Source organism: Novosphingobium sp. (assembly GCF_025351285.1).
Taxonomy (GTDB): Bacteria; Pseudomonadota; Alphaproteobacteria; order Sphingomonadales; family Sphingomonadaceae; genus Novosphingobium.
Genome location: NZ_JANXWG010000030.1, coordinates 1 through 23,066 on the forward strand (window position 1 = coordinate 1; position 23,066 = coordinate 23,066).

Here is a 23,066-nt window from a genome sequence, read left to right on the forward strand (position 1 = left end):
CCCGTCCAAGCGGTGGTGGCACGATCCCAAGGCCTCCGCCGGACCCCGGCGGAGGCCTTTTTTTTCGATTTGTCCGGGCGTGAAGAAAATCGGAGCCGCCCCACCAGGACCGGCTCCGATCGTGCGTTCGATCAGGCGGGAATGCCGCTGATCGATTTGACTTCCATGAAGTCCTTCAGCCCGAACAGCCCGGCCTCGCGGCCATTGCCCGATTGCTTGTATCCGCCGAACGGCGCGCCGGGGCTGGGGCCCCAGTTGTTGACCGCAACCATGCCCGCGCGCAACCGCGGTGCCACCGCAGCGGCCTTGGCCGGGTCGCCCGAGATGCAGGCGGACAAGCCGTAGACGGTGTCGTTGGCGATCCTGATGCCCTGCTCCAGATCGTCGTAAGCCATGATCGTGGCAACGGGTCCGAAGATTTCTTCCTGCGCGATCCGCATTTGCGGGGTCACGCCCGAGAACACCGTCGGCTGGACATAGTAGCCGCGGTTGACGTCTGCGGGCAGATCGGTGCCGCCGGTTTCGAGCTTGGCGCCTTCATCGATCGCCGACTGGATCAGCCCGCGGATCTTGTCGTACTGCGTCTTGTTGACCACCGGGCCGATATGCGCGCCTTCCTGCATCGGATCACCGCACTTGGTGGCGGAATACATGGCGGTGACGAACGCGGCGGCTTCGGCCTCACGCTCGCGCGGCACCAGGATGCGCGTGGGTGAAATGCAGCTCTGGCCTGAATTGACCAGTGGGCCGCTGGCGGTGGCGGGCAGGTGCGCGGCGAAATCGGCGTCGGGCAGGACCAGGTTCGGCGCCTTGCCGCCCAGTTCCTGGTGGACGCGCTTGACCGTGTCGGCCGCCGCCTTGGCGACCATGATCCCGGCGCGGGTCGATCCGGTGAAGCTGACCATTTCGATGTCGGGGTGCGTCGAGATTGCTTGGCCGACGTCCGGGCCGTTGCCCTGAACAAGGTTGAACACGCCAGGCGGTACGCCCGCAGCATCGAGGATCTCGGCAAAGATCGCCGCGTTGGTCGGGCATTCTTCCGACGGCTTTAGGATCATGGTGTTTCCGCCAGCGAGCGCGGGCGCGACCTTGAGCGCGATCTGGTTGAGCGGCCAGTTCCACGGGGTGATCATGCCGACCACGCCGATCGGTTCATAAGCGATCTGCACGCCATTGCCCATGCGTTCGGTAAACGTGAAGTCCTTGAGCGCGGCAATCGTGCCGAGGAACGCGCCGATGCCGGCGCCAACTTGGGCGGTGCCGCCGAAGCTGACGGGAGCGCCCATTTCCTCGGCCATCGCGACGGCCAGGTCGGGCCCGCGCTTCTTCATTTCGGCGACGATCCGCTGGAGCAGTTCGATGCGTTCTTCACGCGTGGTCTGCGAGAAAGTCTCGAACGCGCGGCGCGCGGCCACAACGGCGGCATCGACATCGGCCTTGGTGCCAAGCGTGATGACTGTGCAGGCTTCTTCGGTGGCGGGGTTGATCACTTCGTGGCGGGTGCCGCCGATGCTGTCGACCCACTTGCCATCGATGTAATTTTGCAAACGTTCGCGCATTTAGGATCTCCCGAGAGTCGCTGTTGGTTCAGTCGATGCAGTTTCAAACACGAACCCTTTCGCGCTCCGCAAGCGCGAATGCAAGCGTCGCGCGCCGGACGGTTCGCCTCAAAACGCGAAACGGCCGCCGATTGCGCGGTGTGGAACCGGGCAACCGACGGCCGATGGCAGTGATCGGGTGTGGAGCGGTTAAAGCGCCCGGCGACCCGTGAACAAGTGGATGAGACCGACGATGATCGCGACAACGAGCACGATATGAATCAGACCGGCAGTCACGTGGAAGGCGAATACGCCAAGGGCCCACAGCACGAGCAGCACGAGGGCGATGGTCAACAGCATGGCTTTACTCCTCAGATAGAGCGGCCGGGTTCGGCATGGGCTCCTTGGCAAACATAACGCGCGAATGGGCATGGGGGTTCCGCGCGCGTTCAATCCCGTCAGGTGGTGAGGCCCGGCCCGGGCGAGGCGATCACGGCGTCGATCAGCGCGTCGTCGGCCGGCACAAGCCCATCGAGCATCAACACCGCCAGCCCGTGAACCAGCGCCCAGGAATACAGCGCCATCGTCCGTTGCTCTGCGGCCGAGGCATCGGGCGAGGCTTGAGCGGCAACGTTTGCGAGCAGCAGCGCCATGCCCTCGCTGGGGCGACCAAGGTGTCCGGGGCGGTCGAGGTTGCCGGAGCCCGAGACCGCCGCCATCCGCGTCATCGTCAGCCGAAACAGCGCGGGATTGTCGAGCGCAAAACGGACATAGGCGTGCCCGGTCGCCTCGAACCCGGCGCGCCCTCCGCCGGCCCGGGCCTGCGCAACGCGCGACGCTTCGGCCAATCGCGCATCGCCCTCGCGGCACAGCGCATTGAGCAGCGCCTCCTTGTCGGCAAAGTGGCGATAGACCGCCGTCGCGCTGACGCCGACTGCGCGGGCGATCGCGCGCAAGCTCAGATCGCCGGCATCGCCATTGGCCAGTTCGCGCAGTCCCGCCTCGATCAAGGCCGCACGCAAATCGCCGTGGTGGTAGCGCGGCTTCGCAATTTCGATGTTGACAGTGTTATCATCGCTAGTCATGTTATCAACGTAAACATTGTCGAGTCGCCCTGCAAGTCCGCAGCAAATTCGGGAGAACCACCATGGCCAGTTCCGTCGAAACCCTGATCCGCTCGGTCGTCGCCAAAGGCGCGACCAAAGTCGCCGAGTTCAACCGTGACCGGATGAAGGCGCCCGAACAGGCGCACCCGTATCTGGCGGGCATCCACACTCCGATGGCCGGCGAACTGACCCTGGACGAACTGGTCGTCGAGGGCACAATCCCCGCCGAACTCGACGGGCGCTATATTCGCATCGGGCCCAACCCCGCCACTGCGCCTAATCCCGGCAGCTACCACTGGTTCGCCGGCGACGGGATGGTGCATGGGCTTCGCCTCTCCGCCGGCAAGGCGCTGTGGTATCGCAACCGCTGGATTCGCTCGAACGCGGTCAGCGCAGCGCTGGGCGAAGCGCCAGCACCCGGACCGCGCAACCCGGCGTTCGACACCGTCAACACCAACGTCATGAGCCACGCCGGGCAAGCCTGGGCGCTGGTCGAAGCGGGCGGCTATCCGGTGCGGATCGATGCCGAGTTGAACACGATAGCGCACGATCCGTTCGGCGGGACGCTCAAGGGCAGCTTTACCGCGCACCCGCATCTCGATCCGGCGACGGGCGAGTGGCACGCTATCTGCTATGACGCCGGGGTGACCGACGCGGTGCGGCACGTGGTGGTCGATGCCACGGGCAAAGTGCGGCGCGACGAAGCCATCGCGGTGAGGCACGGTCCTTCGATCCACGATTGCATGATCACCGAGAATTACGTGATCGTGCTCGACTTGCCGGTGACCTTTTCGATGAAGCAGATGCTGGCGGGTTTCGCGTTTCCTTATGCGTGGAACCCCGATCACCAGGCTCGCGTAGGGCTGTTGCCGCGTGAGGGCAGGGGGGACGAGGTGATCTGGTGCGATGTCGAGCCGTGCTATGTGTTCCACCCGGCCAACGCCTTCGAGAACGCTGACGGCACCGTGACCTTCGACGCCTGCGTCCACGATTCGATGTTCGCCAGCAGCACGCAAGGCCCGGATTCGACGCATGTGCCATTCGAGCGCTGGACGATCGATCCGGCCGCCCGCACGGTCGCGCGCCGCGTGATCGATGGCCAGAATCAGGAATTTCCGCGGCCTGACGAGCGCTTCATCGGCAAGCCCTATCGCTATGCGTTCACGCTGGCGCTGCCCGAGGGCGGTGACCCCGCTTTCCTCGACGATTCGCGTCTGCTTCGGCACGATCTGGTCGAGGGCACGCGCCAGGTCCACGATTTCGGCGAGGGCCAGGTGCCGGGCGAGTTCGTGTTCGTGCCGCGCGCGGCCGATGCTGCCGAGGGCGATGGCTGGCTGATGGGCTATGTGATCGACCGCGCGGCCGACACCACCCGCTTCCTGATCCTCGATGCGATGAATTTCGAAGGTGAGCCGCAAGCCGTGGTCCACCTGCCACACCGCATCCCGCCAGGATTCCACGGGAACTGGCTCCCGCAAGTCTGAACTCCGCATACAGAAACGCCAGCCGGGGCAGGGCCTCGGCTGGCGTTTTGTTATCTTGCGAAGATCGCAGGAGGTTTAGCGCACGCGCTTACCGAACCCGGCCGCGGCGGACCAGGTTGACGATCGCCAGCAGGATCACCGCGCCGACCAGCGAGACGATGAATGCTTCGATGTTCAGCGGCGCGTCGTTGATGTTGCCGCGCGCGAACAGCGCGCCGCCAATAAATGCGCCGACGATGCCGACGACGATGTTCATCAGGATCCCGTTGTTGTCGCGCATGATCATGCCCGCAAGCCAACCCACGACGCCCCCGATGACGAGCCAGATGATGATACCCATGTTGTGTCCCTTCGAATAGTTCGACCAGACGAACCGGACCATGGCTTTGCCCCACCGACCGGATCGTGTGTCACGTCTCTCGCTTAAGCGACGTTACAGGGGGATAATCCGCGAACCCGCGTAAGGTTTCCGGATGTGTCATTTTCATTGCCGGCCAAACAAAAAGGGCGCCCGGATTGCTCCGGACGCCCCTTTGCGTTCAGGTTGTGATCTGGTGAGATCAAGCGCTATAGTACATGTCGAATTCGACCGGCGAAGGCGACATTTCCCAGCGCGCCACTTCGGGCCACTTCAATTCCATGTAGGCATCGATCTGGTCCTGCGTGAACACGCCGCCTTCGGTGAGGAAGTCGTGATCGGCGGCCAGCGCGTCGAGCGCTTCGCGCAGCGAACCGCACACCGTGGGCACCTGCGCCAGTTCGGCGGGCGGCAGATCGTAGAGGTTCTTGTCCATCGGTTCACCCGGGTGGATCTTGTTCTTGATCCCGTCGATCCCCGCCATCAGCAAGGCCGCGGTGGCAAGATACGAGTTGGCCAGCGGATCGGGGAAGCGGAATTCGACGCGCTTGGCCTTGGTGCCGGCACCGTAAGGAATGCGGCACGACGCAGAGCGGTTGCGCGCTGAATAGGCCAGCAGCACCGGCGCTTCGTAACCCGGCACCAGCCGCTTGTAGCTGTTGGTGGTGGGGTTGGTGAAGGCGTTGATCGCCTTGGCATGCTTGATCACGCCGCCGATGAAGTACAGGCAGGTTTCCGACAATCCGGCATAACCTTCACCCGCGAAGGTGTTCTGGCCCTTGTTCCAGATCGAGATGTGCGTGTGCATGCCCGATCCATTGTCGGCCTTGATCGGCTTGGGCATGAACGTGGCGGTCTTGCCATAGGCTTGCGCCACCATCTTCACGACATATTTGTAGATCTGGATGCGATCGCAGGTTTCGACCAGCTTGCCGAAAGTCAGCCCCAGTTCGTGCTGGCCGCCGGCAACTTCGTGGTGATGCTTGTCCATGGGCAAGCCCATTTCGATCATCGTCGAGACCATTTCGGCGCGGATGTCGGTGGTCACGTCGACCGGACCGACCGGGAAGTACCCGCCCTTGGCGCGTGGGCGATGGCCCAGGTTGCCGCCTTCAAGCTTGGTGCCGGTGTTCGTCGGCAGTTCGGTATCGTCGAGGTGGTAGTAGCTGGACGCGTAAGTGTTATCGAACCGCACATCGTCGAACATGAAGAATTCAGGTTCGGGTCCGATGTAGACGGTGTCGCCCAGGCCGGTCGACTTGAGATAGGTCTCAGCGCGCTTGGCGGTCGAGCGCGGATCGCGGGCATAGAGAGAACCGTCGGCGGGTTCGACGATGTCGCAGATCAGGATCAGCATCGGCGTGGCCGAGAACGGATCGACATAGACCGCGTCCAGATCGGGCTGGAGGATCATGTCGGATTCGTTGATTTCCTTCCAGCCTTCGATCGACGATCCGTCGAACATCAGGCCGTCGGTCAGTTCGTTTTCGCCGATCGCGCTCGAGCACATGGTCAGGTGGTGCCAGGCGCCCTTGGTATCGGTGAAGCGGACATCCACCCACTCGATTTCTTCGTCCTTGATGCGCTTGAGAATATCAGCCGGAGTATTCGCCATGTGTCGTTACCCTTTGTTCCGAACCAGGTATTGATGAACTGAAATGGATGGGCGCAGCTTAGAGCGCGTCGTCGTCACGCTCGCCGGTGCGGATGCGCAGTGCGCTTTCCACCGCCATCACGAAGATCTTGCCATCGCCGATGCGGCCGGTCTGTGCAGCGCCCGCAATCGCTTCGACCACGCGATCTGCCAGCGCGTCGGGCACGACGACCTCGAGCTTCACCTTGGGCAGAAAATCGACCACGTATTCGGCGCCGCGATACAATTCGGTGTGGCCCTTCTGCCGGCCAAAGCCCTTCGCCTCGGTGACGGTGATGCCCGAAACGCCCACTTCGTGAAGCGCTTCCTTCACTTCATCGAGCTTGAACGGCTTGATGATCGCCTCGATCTTTTTCACGACCCGCAAACCCCTGTCATGGCGGCGGCGCATGCCCTGTGGCCGCGCGCACGCTGTGCTGTCCGAAACCAGAGTAACAAGAATCGTGCCACCCGGTAGGCGAGAGGTCTAGGCCATCGCGGCTTGCGCGAAAAGCGCCAATTTCATGCAGTGCAGCAAGGTTCGCATTGCGCGATGCCGCACCCATAACCGCAAATTGCGCGCGATTGCGCCGCAAGTGCACATTGTTTGCGCAAGCCTCTGCCCAAGAAATGGGCAGGTTGGTTCAGTAAGGCGGCTGATGCAGACCTTTGGGACTGGCGGTGAAGATCTCGCACCCGGTTTCAGTGATGCCGATCGAATGTTCGAACTGCGCCGAAAGCGATCGATCGCGCGTCACGGCCGTCCAGCCATCATCGAGCAGCTTGACCGGCGACTTGCCCGCGTTGATCATCGGTTCGATCGTGAAGAACATGCCCGGCTTGAGCTCTGGACCGGTTCCCGCGCGACCCGCGTGGACCACTTCGGGGGCATCGTGGAACAGCCGCCCCACGCCGTGCCCGCAGAATTCGCGAACCACGCCATAACGTTGCGCTTCGGCATGGCGCTGGATCGCGGCGCCGATGTCGCCCAGCCGCGCACCGGGGCGGGCCTGTTCGATGCCGAGCATCAGACATTCGTATGTTATATCGACCAGCCGCTTGGCCTTCAGCGGCACATCGCCGACCAGGTACATCCGGCTCGAATCGCCATGCCAGCCATCGAGCAGCGGGGTCACGTCGATGTTGACGATATCACCATCGCGCAGCGTGCGATCCGAAGGGATGCCGTGACAAACAACATGGTTGATCGAAATGCAGCACGAATGCGCATAGCCGCGATAGCCGAGCGTTGCCGGCACCGCACCACCGTCGAGCGTCATCTGCCGCACCAGATCGTCGATCGCGGCTGTGGTAACGCCGGGGCGGACGTGCGCGGCAACCTCGTCGAGGATTTCGGCGGCAAGGCGCCCGGCCTTGCGCATGCCCTCGAACCCGCCGGGGCCGTGCAGCTTGATGGTGCCATCGCGCAGAAGGACGTCGCTATCGTCCACGATCATATATTCGGTCATCCTGCCGAAATAGCGAGGGTTGCCGGAAATTGCGACCCCCGCGCATCACTTACTTCCTTAGCGAGCCGAACTCACTTTTTCAGCGAAAATGCGGCCTTGTATTCGGGCTTTACCGCATCGAGCACGGCCTGCGTCACGGGCAGGCTCACCTCGTAATCGCCTTCTGCATATGGCCCGGCTTCATAGGGCCCGATCAGCACGCCCAGTCGATCGAAAGTCTGGTGGTTCGACGATCCCAGGATCACCGTCGAATCGGCCGGATCGAGGCAGGCGTCGAATTCGTCGCCGCTGGCGCGGTTGACTTTCTCTCCGCGCTTGGTTTCGCGCTGGCGGTCCAAAGCATCGCAGAACACGTCGCGGATCGCGGCCGAAAATGCCGCCTTCGACAGGAACAGATCGGTCGCCGTGCGCTGGCGGTTGGCGGTCTTGTCCCACAGCAGTGCGGCATAGCCATGGTTGGGATGCGCGCCGCCGGTGAATTCGTACGTCAGCCCCGACAGGCTCAGCCAGCCGGGCAAGTCGGCCACGCGGCTCCAGGTCAGCCCGCTCGAATAGCCGTTGAAGGGGTAGTCATTGGTTTTCGCGTCGGCCTTGCCGTCTTTCGCCTCGGCGATCAGATCCTCGCGCTGCTTCTTGAGATCGGCATCGAGCCATGCCTTGAGCGCAGGGATCGCTCCCGCTTCGGCCGGATAGGCATATTCGAAATCGTAAAGCGGGCCGGTTTCCTTGACCTTGCGCGATCCGCCGGCGCGCGCCGGTGCCGTGCCCGGAGGGGTCGGCGTGGCGGGCGCATCGTTGATCGAGTCGGCAATCGCATCGCCCGCGGCCTGTGCGCGCGATGCGGGTTCTTCCTGGTTCTTGCCCGCCGAACACCCGGCCAACAGCGCACATGCCAGCAGCGTGGGGACAATCAGGGGAAGCGGCACACCAGCGATCACAAGAAACCTCTCGCAACTATTGCGGGGCTGGGGTTACAGGCCGGAGATCGGCCGGCAACGCAGCCGGAAATGATGAGGCCAGACCATGACCGACAAATCCGCGTTGATCCAGCCCGATCGTGGCCAGGCTGCCATCGCGGTCCATCTGGTCAACAAGGCGGGCTTCGCCGACTGGCTGCGGGCACTGAGCGCGGGCCAGCGGGCGGCGCTTGCTGCGCAGAAGTTCGAAGGCGGCAGTTACGAAACCGCGATCGTGCCCGATGGAGACGGCTGGTTCGCGGTGGGCGGGGTGGCCGATCCGGCGCAATTGTCGAGCTGGTGCCTGGCGAAGCTCGCCGAAGTGCTGCCCGAAGGCCGCTACCGGCTGGCCGAAGAACAACCAGGGAAGGCCATCCACGGCTGGCAGACCGCGCAGTACAAGTTTTCGCGCTATCTGTCCGATGCGCCTGCTGATGCCAACCGCGTGCTGCTGACCAAGGACGTCGCCGCGATCGAACCGGCGCGCGCCGAGGCCGAGGCGGTGATGCTGGTGCGCGATCTGGTCAACACCCCCGCCGAGGACATGGGGCCCGCCGCGCTCGAAGCCGAGGCGACGCGGCTGGCCAAGGTTCATGGCGCACACCTCAAGGTGACGCACGGCGATGCGCTCGAGCGAGGATTTCCGCTGGTCCACGCGGTCGGCCGGGCGGCGGCGCGCAGCCATGCGCCGCGGATGATCGAGCTCGAATGGGGCGATCCGGCGGACCCCCGGATCGCGATCGTCGGCAAGGGCGTGTGCTTCGATTCTGGCGGGCTCGATATCAAGCCCAGTTCGGGCATGTTGCTGATGAAGAAGGATATGGGAGGCGCCGCGCACGCGCTGGCGCTGGCCGGACTGGTGATGGGTGGCCATAAATCAGGGGGGGGCCTGAAAGTGCGGCTGCATCTCCTCGTTCCGGCGGTCGAGAACGCGATTGCCGGCAACGCGATGCGGCCGGGCGATGTGTTCCGGGCGCGCAGCTCGGAAAGTGCCAGCGGCCTTTCGGTCGAGATCACCAACACCGATGCGGAGGGGCGGCTGGTGCTGGCCGATGCTCTGGTGCGGGCCTGCGAGGAGAAGCCCGAATTCGTGCTCGATTTCGCCACGCTGACCGGCGCCGCGCGGGTTGCGCTTGGACCCGATCTGCCGGCGATGTTCGCCCGGCGTGACGAGACCGCGCAGGCCCTGATCGATGCGGGGCTGGCGCGCGACGATGCGGTGTGGCGGCTGCCGCTGCCCGATGCCTATCGCGAATGGCTGAAATCCGATGTGGCCGACATGCAGAACTCGCCCCCCAACGGGTTTGCCGGGGCGAGTGTGGCTGCGCTGTTCCTTGATCGCTTCGTGGCGGAGGGCGTCGATTGGGCGCATTTCGACACGTTCGCCTGGCGCCCGGTGGGCAAGCCCGGCCGGCCCAGGGGCGGCGAGGCGCTGGGGCTGCGCGCGGCTTGGGGGATGCTGCAAGCGCGCTATGGCTGATCGGGCCCAAGGCTGGGACGCCTTGCATGGCGGGTCGAGCGCGGTTAAGCGCGCCAATCCTCAGTTTTTTGGGCCCCTGTTCTTTGGGGCTGGAGCAAACGTGTCCGCCGCCGATCCTATCCAATTCGCCGACCCTTCCGTCGTCGGCGCGAGCTTTTCGCTGACCGGCCCGTCGCCCGTGCTGGCCGCGGGACACGTGGCAGTGCGCGGCGATCTGGCGCATATCGCGATGGCGGGTAAGTGGTTCGTGCCGCATTACGCGGTGCCGATGCCGCACGTGGTCCGCGCTGGTGGAGCGTCGCTGCTGATGGCCGCCAGTGGCGCCGAAGTGCTTGAAAACCTGGCGGCCGGCGCGCAGTTCGATGTGCTCGAAGTGTCGGGCGGCTGGTGCTGGGGCCAAGCCGGCGAGGGCGGCTTCGTCGGGTATGTCGCGGCGGACAAGCTCGAAGTCCTGGCGTCGTGACGCACTCGGTGTTCATCGACGGCGCGGCGGGGACGACCGGGCTGGAGATCGCCGACCGGTTGGCGGGGCGCTCCGAATTTTCGCTGATCGTGCTCGATGATGCGCAGCGCAAGAACCCGGCCGCTCGCCGCGATGCGCTGCACGCCGCCGATTTCGCAGTGCTGTGCCTCCACGACGATGCCGCGCGCGAAGCCGTGACGATGGCCGAAGGCGCGCGGGTACGCATCATCGATGCCTCGACCGCGCACCGCGTGGCGCCGGGCTGGACTTACGGTTTTCCCGAACTGGTCGGGCGCGATGCAGTGGCAAATGCCGCGCGGGTGAGCAATCCGGGCTGCTATCCCACCGGGTTCCTGGCGCTGGTCGCGCCGCTGGTGCGGGCGGGGCTGCTGCCCGCCGACTGGGCCTATAGCTGCAACGCGGTGTCGGGCTATTCGGGTGGCGGCAAGGCGCTGATCGAGCGGGTCGAGGCCGACACGGATATCGCCTGGCGCGGCTATGGGCTGGGCTTCGGGCACAAGCATGTGCCTGAAATGCAAGGCTATGCTGGCCTCGCTCACGCACCGCTGTTCGCCCCGGCGGTGATTGCGGCGCATCGCGGCATGGTGGTGGAAGTACCACTGCCGCTGGCCGCGATGCCGGGCGCCGCGGCCCCCGCCGCGCTGCGCGCCGAACTCGAGCGGTTCTTCGCCGGCTCGCCCGTGGTGCGCGTGGTCGATGCCCCGGCGGACGGCGAACTGCTGCTGCGCGGATCGATGGCGCCGTGGGACGGCCTCGACCTGATGGTCCTTGCCAGCGCCGATGGCACCCAAGCCCGGCTGGTCGCGCGGCTCGACAACCTCGGCAAGGGCGCCAGCGGCGCGGCGGTACAGAGCCTCAACCTGATGGCCGGCCTGCCTGACACGGCGGGGTTGCGGCTCTGAGGGCTTTGCATGTTGACGCGAGACCGGGTGTGAAACTCTGTGACTTTTGGCTGGGTGGTGCAGGGTCGGGCTCGTGTTCCTGCCGGCGAAGGCGAGTGCGCTAGTATCTGATTTTTCAGAAAATACGGCCAGTTCAACCCACTTGTTTGGGTGCCTTGCGTTTGCTTCAAGTCACCCAGTAGCTGCCGTCCGAGTGTGACCATCCACTTCGGAGCAATTGCTGCCGCCGCCGCTGTTGGCGGCACGCCGTGGCTTTGAAGAATGCGGAAGTGCGAGCGTGGCGTCATCGGCAAGGATAAGCCATATTTTGGTCAGGTAGGAAAGCTCCGGCCTTGAAGCAATTTCCCTACAGGCACGCGCCTGGGTACCTTTGCGACACAAGACCGGCGGATCCCGTTTGAGCTTATCCGCCTTTGTTTATGGCCGACAGGACGGCAGCGCGCACTTCGCTAGCATCGACATCCATGTCGTGATTGGGTCCGCCCAAACTTGAGGACATAATGCAATTATATGGTAAGTCCGCTAGCGCACATATTGTCTCAAAGCACGGAACATTGTAAGTAATCGGCATGAATTCCAGCAGTCCCTTAGAGCCATTCTGCATGAACGCGGTGTTGGTCATACCGGCGCCGTGGGGCCCAACGACGATTTCGGCTTCCGAAAAATGGCGGATTTGCTGCTCGACGGTCCAACCGGTTAAACTGACCAGCTCAAATCCAAGATCCTTCAGTTCAGCCAGAACCCGGTCTTCATTAATGACACGGCGGCCTCCCGCGTCGGACCGGGTGACGTAGAGCCTGCGCCAAGGCTTCACGGTCGACATTGCGGGACGGAATGCCGAACGCAGGAAATTCACGGCGAGATGACTCGGTGTCGTGAGACCTCCCGGCAACGTGGCAACGAGCGCGATTCCGACTTGAACCGTTTCAGAACCGGAGATTCCGATCAGGCGTTCATCCGGTATCCCAAGGAACCGCAGGGTCTCCTGTTCGAAGCTGGTGCCCTTGGGAATCAGGTAAGCGTCGGGCGCAAGACCGTTTTGGTCCGACACATTCTTGGATATAACTTCAATCTTCGGAAGTATTTCCACCAGCCAGTGATAATAATTGTATGCTGACCGGCCGCAGAGAACTCCGATGGTACGTCTGTCAAATCGTTCAACAGGAATGCGCCAGTCAGTCAACGCAGTCTGCCCGGCCCAGCCTACGCCGGCAAACCAAGGTGAGGCATCGGTTAGGAGGCGATGGTCTTGGGTGATTATTCCGCCATAGTCGCGATAAATCATGGCATTTTTCAAGCGGAGCAGAATTGCTCGACCGCGTCCGTCCGCTTCGATCGGCCCTTCCCAAACTCTTTCGTCGGGGCGGGAATTTCGCCAACCCCTGAGTGGCCGGTCCTTTACTTTGCAAATTACTGCCAAAACAAGATAGCAGCGCGCCAACACAACGGGTATTGCGTGGTGAAACAGCCACCAACTGGCCGATCTGGCTTTGCTCAAGTACTTCATCAAGCAGTTGGTTAGCCCGCTTGAGACTTGCCCGCAAGCCAATAGGGTTGGATCGACCGGGTGTTCTTCACAGAGGTGTCAATTTGGCGTGGCAGGTTGGTACCATCAAGGTTCCATGCAGCCCGATCGGACCAGGCAAAGCGCGTCTGCAATGTCACCGTGCTGCTTGAACCAAAGCAGAAAGGCGAGGATTTCCGGCCTCAATCCTCGGCCGCGATGCTCACCTTCAGGCCGTCCATGTCGGCGGTTAGCGGCACCTGGCACGACAGGCGCGAGGTTTCGTTGCGGTGGTCGCTGCTTTCGAGCAGGTCATTCTCGTCCTCGCTCATCGGCGGGAGCTTGTCGGCGAAGGCGGGGTCGACATAGACGTGGCAGGTGGCGCAACTGCAGCAGCCGCCGCACAGGGCCAGCAGTTCATCGAAGCCGTTGTCGCGGATCGCTTCCATCAGCGTGAGGCCGGTCTGCGCCTCCATGGTCTTTTCAACACCGGCACGGTCGACAACGATCAGCTTGGGCATCGGATGTCCTCATGTGGTCTGGCCATTGGACGCGAACCCCCGTGGTCGCCCCTATCGGCCGTTCCGCGCGGCTGCTAATGGCGGATGCGCGCTTTGGCAAGCGGGTGTTCCCGTCAGGGGCATCAGGGAAGGGATTCGAGCGCGCATGGGCATTTCGGCAGAGGCGATCCGCGAGGGGCTCGATGCGATCGGCGTCATCAATCCGGCGATTGCCGGCGCGATCGAACGCGTCGGCTATCCCGAGCCGCGCATCCGGCTGCGCGGCTATCGCACGCTGTTGCGCACCATCGTGGGCCAGCAGGTGAGCGTGGCCGCCGCCGCATCGGTGTGGAACAAGCTGGAGGCCTTGCTGGGCGAGGCGATGCCGCCCGAGGACTTGCTCGCGGCTGATTTCGACGCTTTGCGCGGGTGCGGGCTGTCGCGGCAGAAGCAGGGCTATGCGCGGTCGTTGTGCGAGCTGGTGATGAGCGGCGAGCTGGATCTGCACACGTTGCCCGAGGACGACGAGGCGGCGATTGCCGAGCTTATCAAGATCAAGGGCATCGGGCGCTGGTCGGCGGAAATCTATTTGCTGTTTGCCGAGGGGCGGCCCGATATCTGGCCGGCGGGCGATCTGGCGGTGCAAGTGGGGCTGGGCAAGTTGCTCGGGCTGGAGGCGCGGCCGGATGAGAAAGCCACGCGCGCGCTCGCCGAAGCGTGGCGCCCGCACCGCGGCGCGGCGGCGATCTTCACCTGGCATTGCTACGACAATCCAGCGCTGTAGAGTGCCGTTAAAGGGGCAGAGTATGACCGACAGGAAAGCCATTTTCATCACCGGCGCGGCATCGGGCATCGGGCGCGCGGTGGCGCGGCTGTTTTCCGCGCGCGGCTGGTTCGTCGGTCTGGCCGATGTCAACGAGGCCGGGTTAGCCGAAACCGCCGGCCTGCTGGCGCGCCATGCCGGCGTGAATTCGGGCACGATCCACAAGCTGGATGTGCGCGACCGGGCGGCGTGGGACGTGGCGCTGGCCGATTTCACCGAGGCCAGCGGCGGTCGGCTGGATGTGCTGTTCAACAATGCGGGCATTCCCATCGGCGGCAAGATCATCGACCTTGGCACCGAGGAGATCGAAAAGGTGCTCGATATCAACCTCAAGGGGGTGATCTTCGGCGCGCAGGCGGCGCACAAGTATCTCAAGGCCACGCCGGGATCGTGCCTGCTCAACACCGCCAGCGCGGCGGGGATCTATGGCACGCCGGGCGCTTCGATCTATTCCGCCACCAAGTTCGGGGTGCGCGCGATCACCGAATCGCTCGATGGCGAGTGGGACGAAGACGGCATCTGCGTGCGCGACCTGATGCCCGGATTCATCGACACGCCGCTGCTGGAACAAGCCCCTAACCGTGCGAGCAACGAGGATATCCGCGGGCGCGTGATCGAGGCCGGGCTGGAAATCACGCCGGTGATCGCGGTGGCCGAAGCGGCCTGGGCGGCGGTGCATGGCGAAAAGCTCCACACCACCGTGGGCAAGACCGCCGACCGGCTTGCCTTCGCCTCGCGCTGGATGCCGGGCCGGTTGCGCAAGCAGACCCGCACCGGGGGGCGTGCGCTGGGGGGGTAGGCGTCAGACCAATGCCGAGATCACCTCAGGCGTGGATCGCGACGCGGGCCATGCAGCCGAAGGCCTTGGGGAAAATGGCCCGATGGATCGCAAGTCGATCCTTTCGCAGTTGTCGGCATCCGGACAGTGCGGTCGATCGTTCAACTCTGCAGAGATTCCGGAACATATTTCGATGCGGAACAGGCCTGCCGGCAGCTTGGCTTCAAATCCTGCACGTTCGTGCCAACCAACGCCGGGCACTTCGCGCACTTGTACGAAATGGATTGTATCATGCTGTGCGATGACCTGGTCGTCTGGTCGGGTTTCTTTCGCGTCATCGCGGAAATGAGCCGGACGAACGCCACGTTGCGGGTGCCCATTCCTGCCGCATCGGGTCTTCGATCTTGAACCCGTCCCAGCCTGCCACCCGCGACGCAGCCCGGCGAACGACACGGTTCGGCTTGCCTGTTATCCGGCAGTTCGCGACGCTCTCGCCGGGCAGGCGCGCGTTCATCTTCGCCCTTGGCATCTGCGCGATTTATGGAATCGTCGCTTGCCTTGTCCGGACCGGGGTCGGGTACGACACCCAGGTCGGCCTGCGCGTTGCGGATTCGATGCGCGCCGGCGCCCCCTTCAACGTCCTGGTCTACCCCGATCCCGCCGATATCGCTCGCAACACCAGCGGCTTCCTGACGGTCTGGTCTCCTGGTCAGTACGTATTCGTGTACCTGCTGGAACAAGTCGGTTTGTCGTTGGGCCTGTCGATTTCCGTTGTTGTCAGCATCGCAGGGTTTCTGGCGCTGTCGGGCTGGCACCGGCTTTACCGAGCTTTCGGCTTCTCGCGTGAATTGTCGGGGCTGACGACGTTGATCGTGGCGTGCTCGCAGTGGTTCGCCCTGCCGTACGGGCTGTTCGGCACAGGCGACTTGCTCCTCGTGGCTTGTGCTCCATGGCTCGTAATCGCGCTGATCGGCATCGACACTTCTCGAGCCCGCGCAGTCCCGATCGTGGCCGGTCTCCTTGCGATCGCGGCGATGGTCAAGCTGACGGGCATCGTCTTCATGGTCGCTGCGCTTGCCGCGGACCTCGCCCGGCGGCTTGACGCGGGTACGGCCCGCCCGGTCCGAGCCTTTATCCTTCCGGCGGGCGGCGCCACCGTGTTCCTCCTGCTTTTCCGGATGCTGTGGACCCATCGCGGGGCGACCGCCGTCACGCCGTCACAGATGCTCTCGGTTTCCGAGGTTGTGGAGAACCTGCCTCACGTTGTCATGCACCTGGTCACCTCGTCGGTTTCGCTGACGGCCCTGCTCGACCGGCTGTTGCTGTTTCCCGGGCACGCACTGGCGAACAGTGGCACTGTCGATTTCCTCATTGCTTCGTTGCTGGCGATCCCGCTCACCCTGCTGAGTTGCCTGGCACTTCTGCAAACCGCGCGGACAAACCGCCAGTTCGCGGTATTTACCGGGGTTCTGGTCCTGGCCTACGGAGCCATGCTGGCCTCGACCTTCGGCCTTGGCGGGGCCGTCAGCATCGAGGAACGGCATTGCCTCACGGCCTCGATCCTCCTCCTGCCCGCCTTCGTTCTCACGGCGGCGCGCGTGCGACCTTCGGTTGCACGCTGCGGCTTGTCGCTCGTGGCGCTGTCGTTCTGCCTATATGGCACTGGCAGCTTTGCCGCGAGGCTGCTGCAGAATCTGCATCGGCCGGTCGGCGCCCGCGGATTCCGGCTGACCGGCACCGCGGGAGGCGCCGCCACGTTCGTGCACGCCAGGCTTGCCGATGCGCGCCGCCGCGGGCTTGAGCCGCTGATGTACTCGACCGAGCCCGAAGTCTATCTCGAGTACTTCGGGGAAGCGCGGCTGCTTGCGAACCACGGCGATTTGGACCCCGCCGACTATGGCAGGAGGTTCGTCTACCGCGGCCGTACGGGGCGCATTATCATCATGGTTCCGCGCCGATTGGTGGCGACCGGTAGAGCGGATGCGATGAAAGCCGAGTTTGTCGACTACGACCGGAATGGCTGGCGTACAGTGACAATCGGCGAGACTGTCATTTTCGAACAGTAGCCGGAAACTGCCGCCGTAGCCTGTCAGGCAGGCTTGGCGTACATGTTCTGGAACCGTGAGATCGCTTCCGCCAGCGCCACGTCACGCGTGCTCAGGCCGCCGGCGTCGTGTGTGGTCAGCGTGATTTCGACGCGGTTGTAGACGTTGAACCATTCGGGGTGGTGATCGGCCTTTTCGGCCATGATCGCGACGCGGGCCATGAAGCCGAAGGCTTCGGCGAAATCGGCGAACTTGAAGGTGCGGGTCAAGGCCAGGCAATCTTCGCGCAAGGTCCAGCCGGGCAGGCGGGCGAGGGCGGCTTCGCGTTCGGAAGTTGTGAGAGCGGCGATCGGCATCGGGGGTCCTTCTTGGCAGTTGGGGCGGTTTCGCCTAACGCCCTCGATCATGCAAGCGTGCCGCCTCGCCGTTGACGATCTCGCTTGCCGGCGTGGCGATCGTGTGCTGCTGGCGCAGCTGGGCTTTGCGCTGGCGCCCGGCGAGGCGCTGCATCTGGCCGGGCCCAACGGCGTGGGCAAATCCAGCCTGATGCGTGTGCTGGCAGGGCTGCTGCGGCCCTTTGCCGGGACGGTCGAGCGCGAAGGTGGTGTGGCGCTGATCGATGAACGGCCAGCGCTCGATCTGCACCAGCCGCTGGGCCAGGCGCTCGATTTCTGGCGCCGGATCGATGGCGATGCGCCGGCGCTGGCGGTGGATATGGGGCTGGAGGATCTGGCCGATGTGCCGGTGCGTTATCTGTCCACCGGGCAACGCAAGCGCGCGGGGCTGGCGCGGGTGGCGCAGAGCGGCGCGCCGATCTGGCTGTTGGATGAGCCGCTCAACGGGCTCGATGCGCGCTGGACCGCGGCAGCGCACGGGTTGATCGAGGCGCATTTGCAAGCGGGCGGGATCGCGGTGATCGCCAGCCATCAGGCGCTGGCGCTGGCGCAATGTGCGGTGATTTCGCTCGCGGACTTTGCGCCATGATCCGCGCGCTGTGGGCGGTGTTCCGGCGCGACGTGGCGCTGTTGCTGTTCGGCGCGCAAGGGCGTGGCGGGGCGGTGCTGCCGTTGCTGTTCTTCCTGGCGGTGGCGATGCTGTATCCGTTCGCGGTGGGCCCCGATGCGCGGCTGCTGGCGCGGACCGGGGCGGGGGTGATCTGGGTGGCGGCCTTGCTTGCGGCGATCCTGCCGCTCGACCGGCTGATCGAGCCCGACATGGAGGCCGGGTTCTTCGACCAATGGGCGCTGCGCGGATTGTCCGAGGAACTGCTGATGGTGCTGCGTATCGCCGCGCACTGGCTGAGCTTCGGGGTGCCGCTGATGCTCGCCGCGCCGCTGGCCGCCGGGCTGCTCGGGCTGTCGGGCGAGCAATTGCGCACGGTCGAGATCGGGCTGCTGGCGGGCACGCCGGGGTTGGCGGCAATCGGCGTGACCATCGCCGCACTCACCGCCGGCTTGCGCGCGGGCGCGGCGCTGGGCGGGCTGCTGGCGATTCCGCTGACGGTGCCGCTGCTGATCTTCGGCGCGGGTTCGCTCCAGCCGGGGGGCGAGGGCGGGCTGCTTCTGCTCGGCGCGGCGAGCCTGATGGCGCTGGCGATCGCGCCGTTCGCGGCCGGCGCAGCGATCCGGGCCGGCCGCGAATAGGCGCCGCGAATAGGCGCCGGGAGTAGCGCGGCTCTGTGCCAGCAAACCCAAAATGGATTGCCGATGCGCGCTGCCGCCCTTACCTCCACCTCATGACTGCACCTGCTGCCACTCCCGACACACTCGCTCTCATCGGCAATACGCCGCTCGTCCTGCTCAAGGGGCCGAGCGCGGCGGCGGGGTGCGAGATCTGGGGCAAGTGCGAATTCGCCAACCCGGGCGCCTCGGTGAAGGACCGCGCGGCGCTGTGGATCGTGCGCGATGCCGAGGAGCGCGGCGTGCTGCTGCCCGGCGGGACGATCGTCGAGGGCACCGCGGGCAACACCGGGATCGGGCTGGCGCTGGTGGCCAATGCGCTGGGCTACAAGACCATCATCGTGATGCCCGAAACGCAATCGCGCGAGAAGATGGACACGCTGCGGGCGTTGCGCGCCGAACTTGTGCTGGTGCCGGCGGCGCCGTTTTCCAGCCAGTGCCACTTCGTCCACACCTCGCGCCGGTTGGCAGAGGAAACGCCAGGCGCGATCTGGGCCAACCAATTCGACAATGTCGCCAACCGCCGCGCGCATATCGAAGGCACCGCGGCAGAAATCTGGGAGCAGATGGAGCATCGCATCGATGGCTTCACGTGCGCTGCGGGAACCGGCGGAACGATCGCGGGGGTGGGCATGGGGCTCAAGGCGTTCGACGAGGCGGTCACGATTGCACTGACCGATCCGCACGGTGCGGCGCTTTACAACTATTACGCGCATGGCGAGTTGAAGGCCGAAGGGTCTTCGGTGGCAGAAGGCATCGGGCAGGGGCGGATTACCGCCAACCTGGAAGGCGCGCCGATCGATGCGCAGTTCCGCATCTCGGATCAGGAAGGGCTGCACTGGGTCGAACGGTTGCTCGCCGACGAAGGGCTGTGCCTGGGCCTTTCCAGCGGGATCAACGTGGCTGGCGCGGTGGCGCTGGGCAGGCAGTTGGGCGCGGGCAGCCGGGTGGCAACGATCCTGTGCGATACGGGCTTCCGCTACCTGTCGTCGCTTTACAACGCCGAGTGGCTGCGGGCGAAGGGCCTGCCGGTCTTCCCCTGGCTGGCGGGATAAGCTACAAATCCGCAACATGGCCCGTTTTGCAAACCCCCTTTACCGCGCCGCGCGGACCGAAAAGGTCCTATCGCAGGAGCTTATCGACGACGCGCTGCACTTCGTGCCACCCAGCAAGCGCGAATTGCGCACGCAAGCGGTGCATCGGTTGCAGGTCGGTTTGCTGGGCCTGGCGGCGATCCTGCTGCTGATCGCCCTGGCCAGCGCGATCATGCAGCACGCGCGCCAGACCGAAGACGCGGCCACGCTCGCCAACGGTGGCGTCGTCGCGCGCAGCGCGGTGGTGCGCCCGTCGGGTGGGCCCGGCGATCCGCTGGCGGACATGGGCGTGGCGCCCGAAATGCGCGCGGGCCGCGCTCCGGGGGCAGGCAATGCGACCCCCGCGCCGCGCAACCCGGCGCTGGTCGTCCCGCAAGATCCCGCGCGGGGCTCGCACACGCCCTGATCGGGTTGCGCTGCTTTGAATTGCGCACATTTGCGCCGTTTCTCGCCCATTCTACCGAAGTCTTAGGCTACGATCATGCACCTTGTGGCGTGGTTGGAGCGGGACTCTGCAGGAAATTCGAGTCGATATGCGGGAGGAAGCGGGCCATGGTATGATACGGCGTCCGGACGACTCGATACCGTATCTCTAAAACACTGAAAAAGAAGCATTATAGCTTGAGCCCATGAGCCAGTGGGAACGCCATCAAGGATCGCAAGGCGCCTAATAAAATATCATAAAATCAGATACGTAGATTTATTATGCCCGTGGATTCCCGCATTTTCCCGCAAGAGGGGTTCCCCAACGGGCAAAGCTCGGTTAGACAAAACCCTCGGGACGAACTCCAGGTGCATCCGCGGGGGATGACCGGCCGGCGCATAGGCGTGGGTCGGACTGGTGGCGTTTGCCCGGACGGGGTGATGCAGTGCCGGATTCGCAGGCGGCCATGCAGTATTGGGGACAGGGCTTTTCGCCACGCGGCGAGAAGAACCGTTTCGTGCTGCCCTCCGACTTTCGCGCCGATGTCCGCACCGCCTCGGCCGGCCAACGCATTCTATGCCTCGACAAGCACCCCCGTCTGCCCGCGATGGTGGGCTTCGGAACCGACCGTCCGCGCTACTTTCACCTTGAAATGGAAGAGGAAAAGGCGCGCGCCAAAGATGAAGTCGAAGTGTTCTCACGCGAATTGTTCATGGCGCAGTTGAGCGGGTTTCGCCGCGCCAACTTCGATGAATCGGGGCGCTTTGTGCTGCCGTCGTACCTCAGCGAGATGATCGCGGCAGAAGGCGGGCTCTATTTTCACGGCGGCGGTAATTATTTCACGATCTGGCCGCCCGAAGTGCTGTTCGCGATGCCTTCGGGCTGGGACACGATCAAGGCATCGTGCCGTGCGAAGATGGCCGAGACCATGGGCAAGGATCGGCGCAAGTGAGCGGCGTGCCCGTAGCCACCGCCGAAATGGCCGTCCCGCACATTCCCGTGCTGCTCGATGAAGTGATCGAGGCGGCCGCGCTGCAGCCCGGTGACTTGGTGATTGACGCCACCTTCGGCGCGGGCGGTTACACCCGTCGGCTGCTGGCATCGGGCGCCACGGTCCACGCCTTTGATCGCGATCCCGATGCGATCAAGGCGGCGCAGGACTGGTCCGAACTGGGAACGCGCCTGATCCTCTACCCGCGCCGCTTTTCCGAACTGGTATCGGGCATGGCCGAAGCGGGCATCGCGTCGGTGCAGGCAATCGTCTTCGACATCGGCGTCAGCTCGATGCAGCTCGACCAGCGCGAGCGCGGTTTCGCCTTCGCCAGCGACGGCCCGCTCGACATGCGTATGTCGCAGGACGGCATGAGCGCGGCCGATTTCCTCAACGAAGCCGACGAGGCGGAAATCGCCGACGTGCTTTTTACTTACGGCGAGGAGCGCCAGTCGCGGCGGATCGCGCGCGCGGTCAAGGCGGCGCGGCCGCTGGTGACCACCGGCGATTTTGCGGGCGTGGTGCGGCGCGCGTTGGGCTATCGCATGGGTGCGCCCAAGGACCCCGCCACGCGCAGCTTCCAGGCCGTGCGCATCCACGTGAATGGCGAGCTCGACGAACTGGCCGCAGGGCTGGCGGCGGCCGAAACGCTGCTGGCGCCCGGCGGGCGGCTGGCGGTGGTCAGCTTTCACAGCCTGGAGGACCGCATGGTCAAGCGCTTCCTGCGCGAAGGTTCGGACGGCGGACCCACAGGGTCTCGTCACTTGCCCGATCTTCCGTCTGCGCATCCGCCCGCATTCAGCAAAGTGTCGCGCGCGATCCGGGCGGGTGAGGCCGAAGTCGCGCGCAACCCGCGCGCACGCTCGGCCACCTTGCGCTGGGCGATCCGCAGCGCGGCGCCGGCACGCAATCATGGGAGCCTTGCGGCATGAGCCTGTCCGCACGCCGTCTTCGCTCGATCGGCTGGCTGGCCTTGCTGGCGGTTTGCGCAACGCTGGTGCTGGTGCTGACCTTGCGCGTCAATGCGCTGCGCAGCCAGGTGCGGCGCGAGGAAAACCGCATCGTCGCGCTGCGCGAGGAGACAATGTACCTCCAGACCGAGTTCGAAACCCGCGCCAGCCAGCAGCAGTTGAAGGCGTGGAACGACGTCGATTTCGGCTATGTCGCGCCTGGCGCCGGGCAGTATCTGGAAAACGAGCGCCAACTGGCGATGCTCGGCAAGCCCGCCGGGCCCGACGCGCCGGCGCCGGTGCGGCTGGCCGAACTGGGCGATAGCGCCAACGGCCTGAGCGGTGATGCCGCCTCGACCTCGGGCACCGCAGCCGCGGCCTATTCCGGCCCATCGTTTCCCGCGATGGTTTCGCCGTTGACCGGCAAGCCTTCGGGTCGTGCAGTGCGCAGCGATGCAGTGATGCGTGCGCCTACCGGTGAACGGCTGCTGGCGACCGACGATGTCGATGCGAGTGGCCAGGCAGGCAGCCGCGCAGACCATGCCGCCGCCACCGCAGCGCTGGGCGAGCGGCTCGGACATGTCGATCTTGGCGGGCCAGGAAAGGCAGTGCGCAAGCCGGCGCACAAGCCACCTGCCAAATCGAAGGCAAATCCCGACGCGGCCAAGACCAGCAAGGTCAAACCCCAAAAGCTCAAGGCTCCAAAGCCCAAGGCCGCTAAGCCCAAGTTAGCGAAAGCCAAGCCCGCATCCGCCGGCCACAAGCCCAAGACGCATTCGACGGAGAAGCCGGCTTGAACGCGATCGCCCCTCCGCTCCCGGCCGCATTTGCCGGTCGTGCATCGTTCTCCGGCACCGGCCGCGCGCAA

Annotated in this window: 25 protein-coding genes; 14 read left to right on the plus strand and 11 right to left on the minus strand. The window is 64.7% G+C overall.

Going from position 1 to position 23,066, the window contains the following annotated elements; genetic code table 11:
- Positions 1–131: 131 nt before the first annotated feature.
- The 3 genes from Q0R16_RS03575 to Q0R16_RS03585 all read right to left on the minus strand — a co-directional run bounded on the left by Q0R16_RS03575 (position 132) and on the right by Q0R16_RS03585 (position 2,623).
- On the minus strand, positions 132–1,559 hold the full coding sequence (locus tag Q0R16_RS03575) for an aldehyde dehydrogenase family protein (protein ID WP_295632026.1): 1,428 nt from the start codon (positions 1,557–1,559) through the stop codon (positions 132–134).
- Positions 1,560–1,748: 189 nt separating this feature from the next.
- The gene (locus Q0R16_RS03580; protein ID WP_295632027.1) at positions 1,749–1,898 is read right to left on the minus strand and encodes a lmo0937 family membrane protein; all 150 of its coding nucleotides are present in this window, start codon (positions 1,896–1,898) and stop codon (positions 1,749–1,751) included.
- 98 nt (positions 1,899–1,996) lie between these two features.
- Positions 1,997–2,623 carry a TetR/AcrR family transcriptional regulator gene (locus tag Q0R16_RS03585; RefSeq protein WP_295632029.1) on the minus strand — a complete coding sequence of 209 codons (627 nt, stop codon included), beginning with the start codon at positions 2,621–2,623 and terminating at the stop codon, positions 1,997–1,999.
- Between the two features lie 62 nt (positions 2,624–2,685).
- On the opposite strand from Q0R16_RS03585, the gene Q0R16_RS03590 reads away from it, so the two are divergent.
- Complete coding sequence (locus Q0R16_RS03590; RefSeq protein WP_295632031.1) at positions 2,686–4,128, plus strand: carotenoid oxygenase family protein; 1,443 nt, start codon at positions 2,686–2,688, stop codon at positions 4,126–4,128.
- Positions 4,129–4,216: 88 nt separating this feature from the next.
- Here Q0R16_RS03590 and Q0R16_RS03595 read toward each other — a convergent pair whose 3' ends face one another.
- The 5 genes from Q0R16_RS03595 to Q0R16_RS03615 form a co-directional block, all read right to left on the minus strand.
- Entirely contained in the window at positions 4,217–4,468 is a 252-nt protein-coding gene (locus Q0R16_RS03595) for a GlsB/YeaQ/YmgE family stress response membrane protein (RefSeq protein WP_295632090.1), read from the minus strand.
- A gap of 220 nt (positions 4,469–4,688) precedes the next feature.
- Entirely contained in the window at positions 4,689–6,101 is a 1,413-nt protein-coding gene (gene glnA / locus Q0R16_RS03600; RefSeq protein ID WP_295632032.1) for a type I glutamate--ammonia ligase, read from the minus strand.
- A 58-nt stretch (positions 6,102–6,159) separates the two neighbouring features.
- Positions 6,160–6,498 (minus strand): P-II family nitrogen regulator, encoded by a 339-nt coding sequence (locus tag Q0R16_RS03605; protein ID WP_295632092.1) that lies wholly within the window; start codon positions 6,496–6,498, stop codon positions 6,160–6,162.
- 265 nt (positions 6,499–6,763) lie between these two features.
- Positions 6,764–7,588, minus strand: coding sequence for a type I methionyl aminopeptidase (gene map, locus Q0R16_RS03610; RefSeq protein WP_295632033.1), 825 nt, complete (start codon positions 7,586–7,588; stop codon positions 6,764–6,766).
- A 71-nt stretch (positions 7,589–7,659) separates the two neighbouring features.
- On the minus strand, positions 7,660–8,514 hold the full coding sequence (locus Q0R16_RS03615) for a DUF4163 domain-containing protein (RefSeq protein ID WP_295632035.1): 855 nt from the start codon (positions 8,512–8,514) through the stop codon (positions 7,660–7,662).
- Positions 8,515–8,611: 97 nt separating this feature from the next.
- Here Q0R16_RS03615 and Q0R16_RS03620 point away from each other — a divergent pair, with 97 nt between their 5' ends.
- The 3 genes from Q0R16_RS03620 to argC all read left to right on the plus strand — a co-directional run bounded on the left by Q0R16_RS03620 (position 8,612) and on the right by argC (position 11,410).
- On the plus strand, positions 8,612–10,024 hold the full coding sequence (locus tag Q0R16_RS03620; protein WP_295632037.1) for a M17 family metallopeptidase: 1,413 nt from the start codon (positions 8,612–8,614) through the stop codon (positions 10,022–10,024).
- Positions 10,025–10,124: 100 nt separating this feature from the next.
- Positions 10,125–10,487, plus strand: a complete 363-nt coding sequence (locus Q0R16_RS03625; protein ID WP_295632040.1) for an SH3 domain-containing protein — start codon at positions 10,125–10,127, stop codon at positions 10,485–10,487.
- On the plus strand, positions 10,484–11,410 hold the full coding sequence (gene argC, locus Q0R16_RS03630) for an N-acetyl-gamma-glutamyl-phosphate reductase (RefSeq protein WP_295632043.1): 927 nt from the start codon (positions 10,484–10,486) through the stop codon (positions 11,408–11,410). Before Q0R16_RS03625 ends, argC begins: the two co-directional genes overlap by 4 nt.
- Positions 11,411–11,813: 403 nt before the next feature.
- On the opposite strand, the gene Q0R16_RS03635 is transcribed toward argC, so the two are convergent.
- Complete coding sequence (locus Q0R16_RS03635) at positions 11,814–12,917, minus strand: glycosyltransferase family 61 protein (RefSeq protein ID WP_295632046.1); 1,104 nt, start codon at positions 12,915–12,917, stop codon at positions 11,814–11,816.
- Positions 12,918–13,117: 200 nt separating this feature from the next.
- A complete protein-coding gene (locus Q0R16_RS03640; protein WP_295632049.1) occupies positions 13,118–13,435 on the minus strand; it encodes a 2Fe-2S iron-sulfur cluster-binding protein in 318 nt (105 codons plus the stop codon).
- Positions 13,436–13,580: 145 nt separating this feature from the next.
- Here Q0R16_RS03640 and Q0R16_RS03645 point away from each other — a divergent pair, with 145 nt between their 5' ends.
- From Q0R16_RS03645 to Q0R16_RS03655, 3 genes are all read left to right on the plus strand, one after another.
- Positions 13,581–14,198: a DNA-3-methyladenine glycosylase 2 family protein gene (locus Q0R16_RS03645; protein WP_295632052.1), complete on the plus strand. Its 618-nt coding sequence runs from the start codon at positions 13,581–13,583 to the stop codon at positions 14,196–14,198.
- 22 nt (positions 14,199–14,220) lie between these two features.
- Entirely contained in the window at positions 14,221–15,036 is an 816-nt protein-coding gene (locus tag Q0R16_RS03650; protein ID WP_295632055.1) for an SDR family oxidoreductase, read from the plus strand.
- Positions 15,037–15,419: 383 nt separating this feature from the next.
- Positions 15,420–17,081, plus strand: coding sequence for a hypothetical protein (locus tag Q0R16_RS03655; RefSeq protein WP_295632058.1), 1,662 nt, complete (start codon positions 15,420–15,422; stop codon positions 17,079–17,081).
- A gap of 23 nt (positions 17,082–17,104) precedes the next feature.
- Here the strand turns inward: Q0R16_RS03655 and Q0R16_RS03660 are convergent, their stop codons facing one another.
- Positions 17,105–17,416: a 4a-hydroxytetrahydrobiopterin dehydratase gene (locus tag Q0R16_RS03660; RefSeq protein ID WP_295632061.1), complete on the minus strand. Its 312-nt coding sequence runs from the start codon at positions 17,414–17,416 to the stop codon at positions 17,105–17,107.
- 49 nt (positions 17,417–17,465) lie between these two features.
- Between Q0R16_RS03660 and ccmA the strand changes: the two genes are divergently transcribed.
- From ccmA to Q0R16_RS03695, 7 genes are all read left to right on the plus strand, one after another.
- On the plus strand, positions 17,466–18,044 hold the full coding sequence (gene ccmA, locus Q0R16_RS03665) for a heme ABC exporter ATP-binding protein CcmA (protein WP_295632064.1): 579 nt from the start codon (positions 17,466–17,468) through the stop codon (positions 18,042–18,044).
- Positions 18,041–18,703, plus strand: a complete 663-nt coding sequence (ccmB, locus tag Q0R16_RS03670; protein ID WP_295632068.1) for a heme exporter protein CcmB — start codon at positions 18,041–18,043, stop codon at positions 18,701–18,703. The genes ccmA and ccmB overlap by 4 nt, the downstream gene beginning before the upstream one ends.
- A gap of 92 nt (positions 18,704–18,795) precedes the next feature.
- On the plus strand, positions 18,796–19,794 hold the full coding sequence (locus Q0R16_RS03675; RefSeq protein WP_295632070.1) for a cysteine synthase A: 999 nt from the start codon (positions 18,796–18,798) through the stop codon (positions 19,792–19,794).
- A 16-nt stretch (positions 19,795–19,810) separates the two neighbouring features.
- Positions 19,811–20,239: a hypothetical protein gene (locus Q0R16_RS03680; RefSeq protein ID WP_295632072.1), complete on the plus strand. Its 429-nt coding sequence runs from the start codon at positions 19,811–19,813 to the stop codon at positions 20,237–20,239.
- A 463-nt stretch (positions 20,240–20,702) separates the two neighbouring features.
- Positions 20,703–21,209 carry a division/cell wall cluster transcriptional repressor MraZ gene (locus tag Q0R16_RS03685; protein WP_295632075.1) on the plus strand — a complete coding sequence of 169 codons (507 nt, stop codon included), beginning with the start codon at positions 20,703–20,705 and terminating at the stop codon, positions 21,207–21,209.
- Between the two features lie 26 nt (positions 21,210–21,235).
- Positions 21,236–22,180: a 16S rRNA (cytosine(1402)-N(4))-methyltransferase RsmH gene (rsmH, locus tag Q0R16_RS03690; protein WP_295632093.1), complete on the plus strand. Its 945-nt coding sequence runs from the start codon at positions 21,236–21,238 to the stop codon at positions 22,178–22,180.
- Positions 22,177–22,995, plus strand: a complete 819-nt coding sequence (locus tag Q0R16_RS03695) for a hypothetical protein (RefSeq protein WP_295632078.1) — start codon at positions 22,177–22,179, stop codon at positions 22,993–22,995. Before rsmH ends, Q0R16_RS03695 begins: the two co-directional genes overlap by 4 nt.
- Positions 22,996–23,066 lie beyond the last annotated feature (71 nt).